This is a genomic window from Kutzneria sp. 744, assembly GCF_000568255.1.
GTDB lineage: Bacteria > Actinomycetota > Actinomycetes > Mycobacteriales > Pseudonocardiaceae > Kutzneria.
Window position 1 is genome coordinate 3,629,662 of sequence record NZ_KK037166.1, and the last position, 8,552, is coordinate 3,638,213.

The 8,552-nt window shown below is 69.2% G+C and carries 9 protein-coding genes; all 9 read left to right on the plus strand.

Annotated features, from left to right (window positions below):
* The first annotated feature begins 128 nt into the window (after positions 1-128).
* Complete coding sequence (locus tag KUTG_RS16185) at positions 129-707, plus strand: TerD family protein (RefSeq protein WP_043717785.1); 579 nt, start codon at positions 129-131, stop codon at positions 705-707.
* A gap of 20 nt (positions 708-727) precedes the next feature.
* Positions 728-1,801, plus strand: coding sequence for a DUF475 domain-containing protein (locus tag KUTG_RS16190; RefSeq protein ID WP_043717788.1), 1,074 nt, complete (start codon positions 728-730; stop codon positions 1,799-1,801).
* A 25-nt stretch (positions 1,802-1,826) separates the two neighbouring features.
* A complete protein-coding gene (locus KUTG_RS16195) occupies positions 1,827-2,468 on the plus strand; it encodes a TerD family protein (protein WP_043729576.1) in 642 nt (213 codons plus the stop codon).
* Positions 2,469-2,493: 25 nt separating this feature from the next.
* Entirely contained in the window at positions 2,494-3,681 is a 1,188-nt protein-coding gene (locus tag KUTG_RS16200; RefSeq protein WP_043717789.1) for a toxic anion resistance protein, read from the plus strand.
* A complete protein-coding gene (locus KUTG_RS16205) occupies positions 3,678-4,130 on the plus strand; it encodes a hypothetical protein (RefSeq protein ID WP_043717791.1) in 453 nt (150 codons plus the stop codon). Before KUTG_RS16200 ends, KUTG_RS16205 begins: the two co-directional genes overlap by 4 nt.
* The gene (locus KUTG_RS16210) at positions 4,130-4,696 is read left to right on the plus strand and encodes a TerD family protein (RefSeq protein ID WP_043717794.1); all 567 of its coding nucleotides are present in this window, start codon (positions 4,130-4,132) and stop codon (positions 4,694-4,696) included. Before KUTG_RS16205 ends, KUTG_RS16210 begins: the two co-directional genes overlap by 1 nt.
* A gap of 179 nt (positions 4,697-4,875) precedes the next feature.
* Positions 4,876-5,349, plus strand: coding sequence for a hypothetical protein (locus KUTG_RS16215; RefSeq protein WP_043717797.1), 474 nt, complete (start codon positions 4,876-4,878; stop codon positions 5,347-5,349).
* Between the two features lie 57 nt (positions 5,350-5,406).
* The gene (locus tag KUTG_RS53520) at positions 5,407-8,103 is read left to right on the plus strand and encodes a tetratricopeptide repeat protein (RefSeq protein ID WP_198047192.1); all 2,697 of its coding nucleotides are present in this window, start codon (positions 5,407-5,409) and stop codon (positions 8,101-8,103) included.
* 133 nt (positions 8,104-8,236) lie between these two features.
* Positions 8,237-8,552, plus strand: a 316-nt coding sequence (locus tag KUTG_RS16225) for a protein kinase domain-containing protein (RefSeq protein ID WP_043717798.1), incomplete at its 3' end; no start/stop codon positions are given.

Genomic DNA, 8,552 nt, shown 5'->3' on the forward strand with positions numbered 1-8,552 from the left:
TCATTCAGCGACGGCAAGGACAAAAACGGGACAGAAGCGGTGCTGGCTTTTTGCGCCGTAACAACTGATCCATACTCGACGACTACTCGGACGCCATTGCCCAAATCTTGAGCAGACGGAGTGCGAGTATGGGGATCAGCCTGTCCAAGGGCGGAAATGTATCGCTCACGAAGGAGGCTCCCGGCCTGTCGGCGGTCACCGTCGGCCTCGGTTGGGACGAACGCACGACCAGCGGCGAGGATTTCGATCTGGACGCCAGCGCGATCGCGCTCGGCACGGACGGAAACGCCGTCTCGGATCAGCATTTCGTATTCTTCAACAACCTGACGACCCCGGACGGCTCCATCCAGCACACCGGCGACAACCTGACCGGCGGCGGGGACGGGGACGCGGAGCAGATCAAGGTCGAGCTGGCGGCCGTGCCGACGGCGGTCGACCGGGTGGTGTTCCCGGTCTCGATCTACGACGCGGATCGCCGTGGCCAGGCGTTCGGCCAGGTCCGCAACGCCTTCATCCGCGTGGTCGACCAGGCCGACGGGCGCGAGCTGGCCCGGTACGACCTGTCCGAGGACGCGTCCACCGAGACGGCGATGATCTTCGGCGAGCTCTACCGCAGCGGCGGCGACTGGAAGTTCCGCGCGGTCGGCCAGGGCTACGCGTCCGGATTGGCCGGCATCGCCAAGGACTTCGGCGTCAACGTCGGCTGAATCCCGGCCAAGGGAGCGAGATGTTAGTCAGGACGTTCGGACCCGCGTTCGCGGTGACGGTGGCAGGGCTGGTGCTCGCACTGTGCTACGGCGGGGCGACCGGAATCGGCGGCGCGGCCGTTCTCGCGGTTCTGGAGATCTCCCTTTCGTTCGACAACGCCGTGGTCAACGCGACGGTTCTCGGCCGCATGAGCGAGAAGTGGCAGCGCCTTTTCCTTACCGTCGGCGTACTCATCGCGGTCGTCGGAATGCGCCTGCTCGTCCCGCTGCTGGTCGTGTGTCTCACCGCCGGAATGTCCCCGGTGCAGGCGTACGAACTGGCGATGCGAGGCGGCGAACCGACAACACCGGGCAGCTACGGCTGGACGCTGCACCAGGCCCACCCAGCGATCGCGGCCTTCGGCGGCGTTTTCCTGCTCACCCTGTTCCTCAACTACATCTTCGAGGAACGCGAGATCACCTGGCTGTCCTGGATCGAGCGGCCGCTGGCCAAGCTGGGCCGGCTGCGGCAGCTGTCGGTGATCGTCGCCGCCGGCGCGCTCGTGTTCACGGCCAGTGTGCTGGCGCTCGGGCACGACCCGGGCAACGTGATGGTCGCCGGCGCGCTCGGGCTCATCACGTACCTGCTGGTCAAGGGTCTGGGCGACCTGTTCGAGCCGGACAGCTCGGCGAGCCGGCTGACAAGGGCGACCGGCCGGGCGGCGCTGCTGGTGTTCCTCTACCTGGAGGTCGTGGACGCGACGTTCAGCTTCGACGGCGTCATCGGCGCCTTCGCGATCACGTCCGACCCGGTGCTCATCGCGATCGGTCTGGGCATCGGCGCCATGTACATCCGGTCGCTGACGGTTTTCCTGGTGCGTAGGGGAACCCTCAACGACTACGCCTACCTGGAACACGGCGCGCAGTGGGCGGTCGGCGCACTCGCGGTGCTGCTGCTCTGCACGATCAGGTACGACGTGCCGGAACTGGTCACCGCACTGGTCGGCATCGGCTTCATCGGGACGGCGCTGCTGTCCTCCGTCATACGAAACCGCAACACCCGCGCGGATGCCTTGGGCCAGGACGAGCTGCTGGCGCACCACACCGCCGGGTGACCGGTCCCCAGAGGAAGTGAGCACGATGGCCATCGACTACAGCAAGTCCATGGGCCGCGGCACGGTCACGCTGACCAAGTCCGTGCCGACGGTGTCCCTGACCAAGCCCGCCACCAGGTCGGGCACGCTGCGGGTGAACCTGAACTGGAACGCCCGGCCGGAGGGCGGCGGCGGCCTGTTCCGGCGCGCGCCCGCGCCGATCGACCTGGACCTGGGCTGCCTCTACGAGTTCACCGACGGCCGCAAGGGCGTGGTGCAGGCGCTGGGCGACTCGTTCACGGCGAGTCCGAAGGACCTCGACGCCCCGGTGATCCGGCTGGACGGCGACGACCGCTCCGGGTCGAACACCGAGGGCGAGAACCTGTTCATCGACCTGGCCCACACCGACCGGATCCGGCGGATCCTGATCTTCGCCTTCATCTACGAGGGCGCGGCCAACTGGGCGGCGGCCGACGGCGTGGTGACCTTGTACCCGGTCGACGGACCGCCGGTGGTGGTGCGGCTGGACGAGGCGCAGCATGGCGCGCGCATCTGCGCGATCGCGATGCTGGAGAACTCGGGCGGCGGCCTGGCGGTCCGGCGCGAGGTCAACTACGTGCACGGTTTTCAGTCCACATTGGACAAGGCCTACGACTGGGGCCTGACGTGGACGCCGGGCAGCAAATGATCACCCATCGCCGAGGAGGCGGAACATGTCGGAGTCGATGACCGGTGGCGCCTCGCTGACCCTCACCCCACCGGCACCGGTGCAGCTCGTGGCCGAGGACGCGGCGGTCGGCGCCGTCCCGCTGGACGAGGCCAAGCAGGCCGAGCTGCGGGCGAAGGCGCGGGCGTTCGCCGCCGAGCTGGCCACGCTGGACGTGAACTCGCCGGCGTTCAGCCAGAAGGTCAACGGCATCGCCACGATGGGCGCGCAGGACATGCGGGCCTCGGCGAACATCTCCAACCGCATCCTGGAGCGCCCGGCGGCGGCCGTCGGGCACGCCCGAGGCCGGCCGGGCGCGGACGCGCAGAACCAGGTCTCGAACACCCTGCTCGACCTGCGCAACACGATCACCGAGCTGGATCCCCAGCGCGCCGATCTGACCGGCGTCCGCAAGCTCCTGAAGTTCCTGCCCGGCGGTTCGCGGATCGACCGCTACTTCGCCAAGTACCGCTCCGCGCAGTCGCACCTGAACGCGATCATCCGGGCGCTCGAGTCGGGCCAGGACGACCTGCGCAAGGACAACGCCAGCATCGAGACCGAGAAGTCGAACATGTGGACCGCGATGGGCCGGCTCACCGAGTACAACACGCTGGCCCGGGCCCTGGACGACGAGCTGACACTCAAGATCGACGAGATGCGGGCGCTGGGCAAGGGGCGGGACGCGGACACGCTCAAGGCGGACGCGCTGTTCCCGGTGCGGCAGCGGCGGCAGGACATCATGGCCCAGCTGGCCGTCGCCGTGCAGGGCTACCTGGCTCTGGACGTGGTGCGGCGCAACAACCTCGAACTGATCAGGGGCGTCGACCGGGCCCAGACGACAACGCTGTCGGCGCTGCGCACGGCGGTGATCGTCTCCCAGGCGCTGGCCCGGCAGCGGCTGGTGCTCGACCAGATCACCGAGCTGAACACCACCACGTCCAATCTGATCGAGAGCACCTCGCAGCTGTTGCGGGGCCAGGGTGCGGAGATCAACCAGCTGGCCGCCTCCTCGATGATCGATGTCAACAAGCTCCAGTCGGCGTTCGACAACGTCTTCGCGACGATGGACGCGCTGGACACGTTCCGCGTGCAGGCCACCGACTCGATGGCCCAGACGGTCACCGCCCTGGAGGGGCAGATCGCCCGGGCCAAGCCGTACCTGGAGCGGACCAGGCGAGGCGAAGTCAGGCCATGACCTGGTTCCGCCGCGACCAGCACAGCACGCCCCCGCCGCCGGAGCCGAGTCCCGAGCAGGAAGCCGCCGCGCTGCAAGCAAAACTGCAGGACTGCTACGCGCACATCAACGGCGGCGCGGGCCGGCTGCCGGCCGAGTCCGTGCTCGCCGCACTGCACGTCTGCGACCTGCTCGCGCAGGCCGTGGACGTGGTCGGCGGGCAGCCGGTCGACGTCACCACGACGATCGCGATCGAGCGCATGCTCGACGACTACCTGCCGACGACGCTGCGCACGTGCTTGTCCGCCGGCACCGGTGATCGCGCCGACGCCCTGCGGGCGCAACTGCGCCAGCTGGCCGATGCCGCGACCGACATCCTGGACACCGCCCGGCAGCGCGACAGCGACGCCATCCGTACCCAGAGTTCTTTTCTGCACACCAAGTTCTCCCGATCCGATCTGGAGCTGTGATGATCGCCGTGCTACGGCGCGGCTCCAATGTCGCGCTGACCAAGGAGATTCCCGGCCTGACCGGAGTTGTGGTCGGCGTGCGGTGGAAGACCGGTCGAGAGGAGGTGCTCGGGGAGAACCTGGTCGTCGCCGCGGTCCTGTGCGACGCCGGCGGCAAGGCGTTGTCCGCCGACCACTTCGTCTTCTTCAACCAGCTGTCCGACCCGGCAACCTCGGTGTCGCAGCTGGAGCAGGCCATGGGTGGCGACGACGAGCAGCTGGAGATGCGTTTCGACGGGGTGCCGGCACAGGTGAGCCGGCTCGTCGTCATGCTCTACCTCAACGAGTCGAACGGACTGCGCCGCACTCTTGGTCGGCTGCGAGAGATCGGCGTACGGGCGTTGGACCTACGGGACAACCGCGAGCTCGCCCGTTCCGAGAACCTCGCCAAGGGCCTGGACGCGGAGACCGCGCTGGCGCTGTGCGAGGTCTACCGGCACGGCGGCGGCTGGAAGTTCAAGGTGGTGGGCGAGGGCTACACCACCGGCGTACGCGGCCTGGCCGGCGACTACGGGGTGCCGCTGTGAACCTGGATCCCGCGACCGCACCGCCGAGGCCGGATCTTGTCTTCCTGCGCCGCCGGAGCCGGCCCCGAGCAACCGTCCGGACGCAGCCGCCACCCGTGCCGAAAATCGTGCCGCCGCGGCGTTTTCCGGCCACACCGGTGACAGCCGGCTCGACGACAACGCTCACGCCGTCGAACCGAATGGTCATCCTGAGCCGGGTCCAGAGTGGCGTCGGCCTGCTGACCGTCGAGGCCGGCCGGCCCGCCGCGAGGCTCGGCTGTGCGTACGTGTTGGCCGGCGGCCAGTCGTCGATCGTGTGCCACAGCGCGGGCATCGTCTCCGCGCCGAGGACCGGTCGCAACCCGATGATCCTGGCCCGGCACCACAAGCTGACCGTCGACCTCGGACAGAGCCGCCGGCTGGCCCGGTTGATCTTCTACGGCGTCGCCGGCGTCGGCAGCCTCGTCGTGACAACCTTCGGCGGCGCACGCATCGAAGCACCCGTCGCGGGCCCGAACGCCGGCATCACGGTGTTCTTGTCCGTCTACAACGTCGATGGCGAACTCGTCCTGCGCGCGGAGCCGCCGAACGCCGCCGCCACGGTCCGCAACGCCTGTGACGCCTACGGTTTCGACCGCATCTCGTGGCGTGACGAGGACAATCCGGTCGCATAGCGCGGATTGACCAGTATCTGTCCTTTCTCTGCCGTCGCCGTCGGCGACAGTGTGCTGGTGACGCAGTCCCACGACGTGTTCCTCAGCTTCACCTGGTCCGACATCGTCGAGGTGGAAAAGCTCGACAAGGCGATGCGAGCCGCCGGGCTCAGGGTGTTCCGGGACAGCCTGGGCATCAAGTCCTTCGACGGCATCACGGCCGAGTTGCGCACGGCGCTGGCGGAGTCGAAGGTTCTGCTCGCCTACTACTCACGCCGGTTCCCGACGCGGTACGCGTGCCAGTGGGAGCTGACCTCGGCCTTTCTGGCGGCCCAGAGCCGGGGCATCGACCCCCGGCGGCGCGTGCTGGTGATCAACCCGGAGCAGAACGGCGACCACATCGGGCCCGTGGAGCTCCAGGACGCCGCGTACGTCCAGCGCCCGCGCAAGGACGCCGAAATGGCCGAGATCGTCGCCCGGGTCGCGGAGGTGGTGCACGCCACGGCGTCTCCGCTCGGCACCGCGCACAGCGCCGCGCCTATGCTGCCGCGCCTGCTGCATCCACGCCGTTTTGTCGGCCGATACCGCGAACTGTGGCAGATCCACAGCGCCTTGCACGCTCGCGAGCTGCCGCCGGCCGTGCCGCGCGTCTCCTCTGCGATGGTGGTCGTACGCGGCCTCGCCGGCATGGGCAAGACCAGTCTCGCCGAGCAATACGCCTTCCTGTTCCGCGACGCGTATCCCGGCGGCATGCACTGGACCGGTCCGCTCGACGGAGCCGACACCCGCGCGCAGTTCCACGCGAGCGTGCGGGCTGTCGCGGCGGCGATGGGCCTGCGAGTGCACGGCATGTCGCCCGAGCAGGTCCGGGCCGTGGTCGCCGCGCGCATCGAGACGGCCGGCGAGGCGGTGTTGTGGATCGTCGACGATGTGCCGTCCGGACTGGCGGCCGAGGTGCTCAACGAGCTGATCATCCCGTCGGCGCTCGTACGGACCGTGCTGACGACACGGACCAGCACCCCGCACTGGCCGGCGCCGGTCGTCGAGCTCACCGGCCTGTCCGCCGAGGAGGGTGAAGCGCTCTACGACGAAATCCTGGACGTCGCCGAGGACGAACGTGCCGCTATTGCCCGTCTCGTGGCTCGGTCCGGGGGCCATCCGATGATCATCACCAGCTCCGCGAACTCGTTGCGCGCCCGGCAGGGGGCGCTCCATGGGGCAGACTTCGTCGGCCTGCTCGACGGAGCGAGGTCCACAGTGGCCGATGTCCTCAGGGGGGACATCGACCACTGTGGGCCGACGGCTGTGCGCGTGCTGCGACTCGCGGCCGCGCTGTCGCTGGCGCCTATCCCGCCGCGACTGGCACGCGAGGTCATCATCGATCATCGGCTGCCCGAAGCGGTCGAAGAGCTGACGCTCAAAGGATTGTTGCGGCGGGTCGGCAGCGACTGGGACGTGCACGCATTGGTCCGGGACACCGCAGGCACCGAGGACGAACTGACCCGAGCGGCGGCCGAGGCCGTGATGAGGTTGTTGCCGTACAAGGAGATCGACCATCTGCATCGACACGCGGCAGCGCTCGCCGAGCAGGAGTGCGTGCCGGACGCCCAGCGCGCACAGCTGCTGCGCGCCGGGCTGGACTGGTTCCGGGAACAGGGCGACATCGTCGCCGCCCGGGCCGGCGCGAACCGGATCCTCAGGAACGGCGCGGCCTCCGCCAACGACCGGATCGCCGCCGCCGGCGCGCTGATCGACGCCGGTGACTACACGCGCGCGATCGATGTGCTGGCTGCGCCCGACACGACCAATGACGGCGTCCGGGCCCGACTGCTGCTCGCGCAAGCGCTGGATCACCTGGGCCGTTACGACGAAGCGGATCGATGGTGGCCGTCGGCGGTCCCGGACTGGATGACCGGGCGGGAACGGGTCGACGCCCTGGTGGCGATCGCCGTCGGCCACCGCCTGCGCGGCCGCTTCCAGCCGGCCCTCGACCTGCTGGCCGACGAGCCGCTGGACGACCGGGCCCGGCTGGAACGGGCCCGGCTGCTGATCATCACGGGTCGGATCAGGCCGGCCCGGCAGCTCGCCGCCGAGGTGATCGCCGGCTTCGACGAGCCCGAGCTGCTGACCCATCCGCTGCTGCTGGCGGCGATCGGCGTGCAGGCCGAGGCCGAGTTGACCTTCGACCTGGTCGAGTTCACGTTGCACGACGAGAACTGGGATCGGGTGGAGAACGAGCTGCGGGCCACCCGCGACAAGCTGACCCGCCTGCTGGGCAAGGAAAGTCCGCTGACCGTGGCCGCGGCCGTGCGCTGCGCCCGCGCATCGGTGCCGCGGGGCCGTCCCAAGCAGGCCCTGCGCGAGCTCGGCGAACTGGAACCGGTTGTCGTCAAGGTCTTCACCGACCGGCATCCGCTGTGCCACTGGCTGCGCTACTCCACCGCGCAGGCCCACGCCCAGCTCAAGAACTACGACCGCGCCGCGGCCGTGTTGCAGGACCTGTTACGCCTCCAGCTGGCCACGATCGGCGAACACCACCCCGACACCATGATGACCCAGCTCGACCTGGGCATCGCGCTGGCGATGACGGGTCGCAAGGCGGCGGCCGAGGAGTTGGTGGCCGTCGCCGAGCGGCGGATCGGCGAGGCGCTGTCCTGGCGCGCCGACCTGCGGGCCCGGGCCGCGGTGACCCGGCGGCTGTTCGTGCTGCCGCAGGCCGCCTGGTCCCTGTTCGGCCTCATCGACCGGAAGTGGTGGCAGCCGAAACCGGAATAGACAAATCGCGATGTCCCGCAATTGTCCCTTCTCACGCACGAATATGCCCACTTCACGAAACGCGTAACAGATCCCGCTGTCGAGCTGATTGCCAAAGGCGCCGGCGTTATCGGGAGAGCACGGAGGCATCAGCATGGAAAAACCACTTGGCAGTCGGTACCGGCTCGGCGAGCAGCTCGGCGCGGGCGCGATGGGTCGAGTTTTCACCGTTTCGGACGAAGGGGGCGCGCGGTACGCGGCGAAGGTGCTGCGCGACGAGCTCGCCGAGGACCAGAACCTGGTCGCCCGCTTCCTCCAGGAACGCTCGATCCTGGTCGGGCTGCGGCACCCGAACCTGGTCGCCGTGCACGACCTGGTGGTCGAGGGCGACACCGTGGCCATCGTGATGGACCTGGTCAGTGGCGGTGACCTGCGGCGGAAGCTGGCCGCGGCGGGCACCCTGCTGCCCG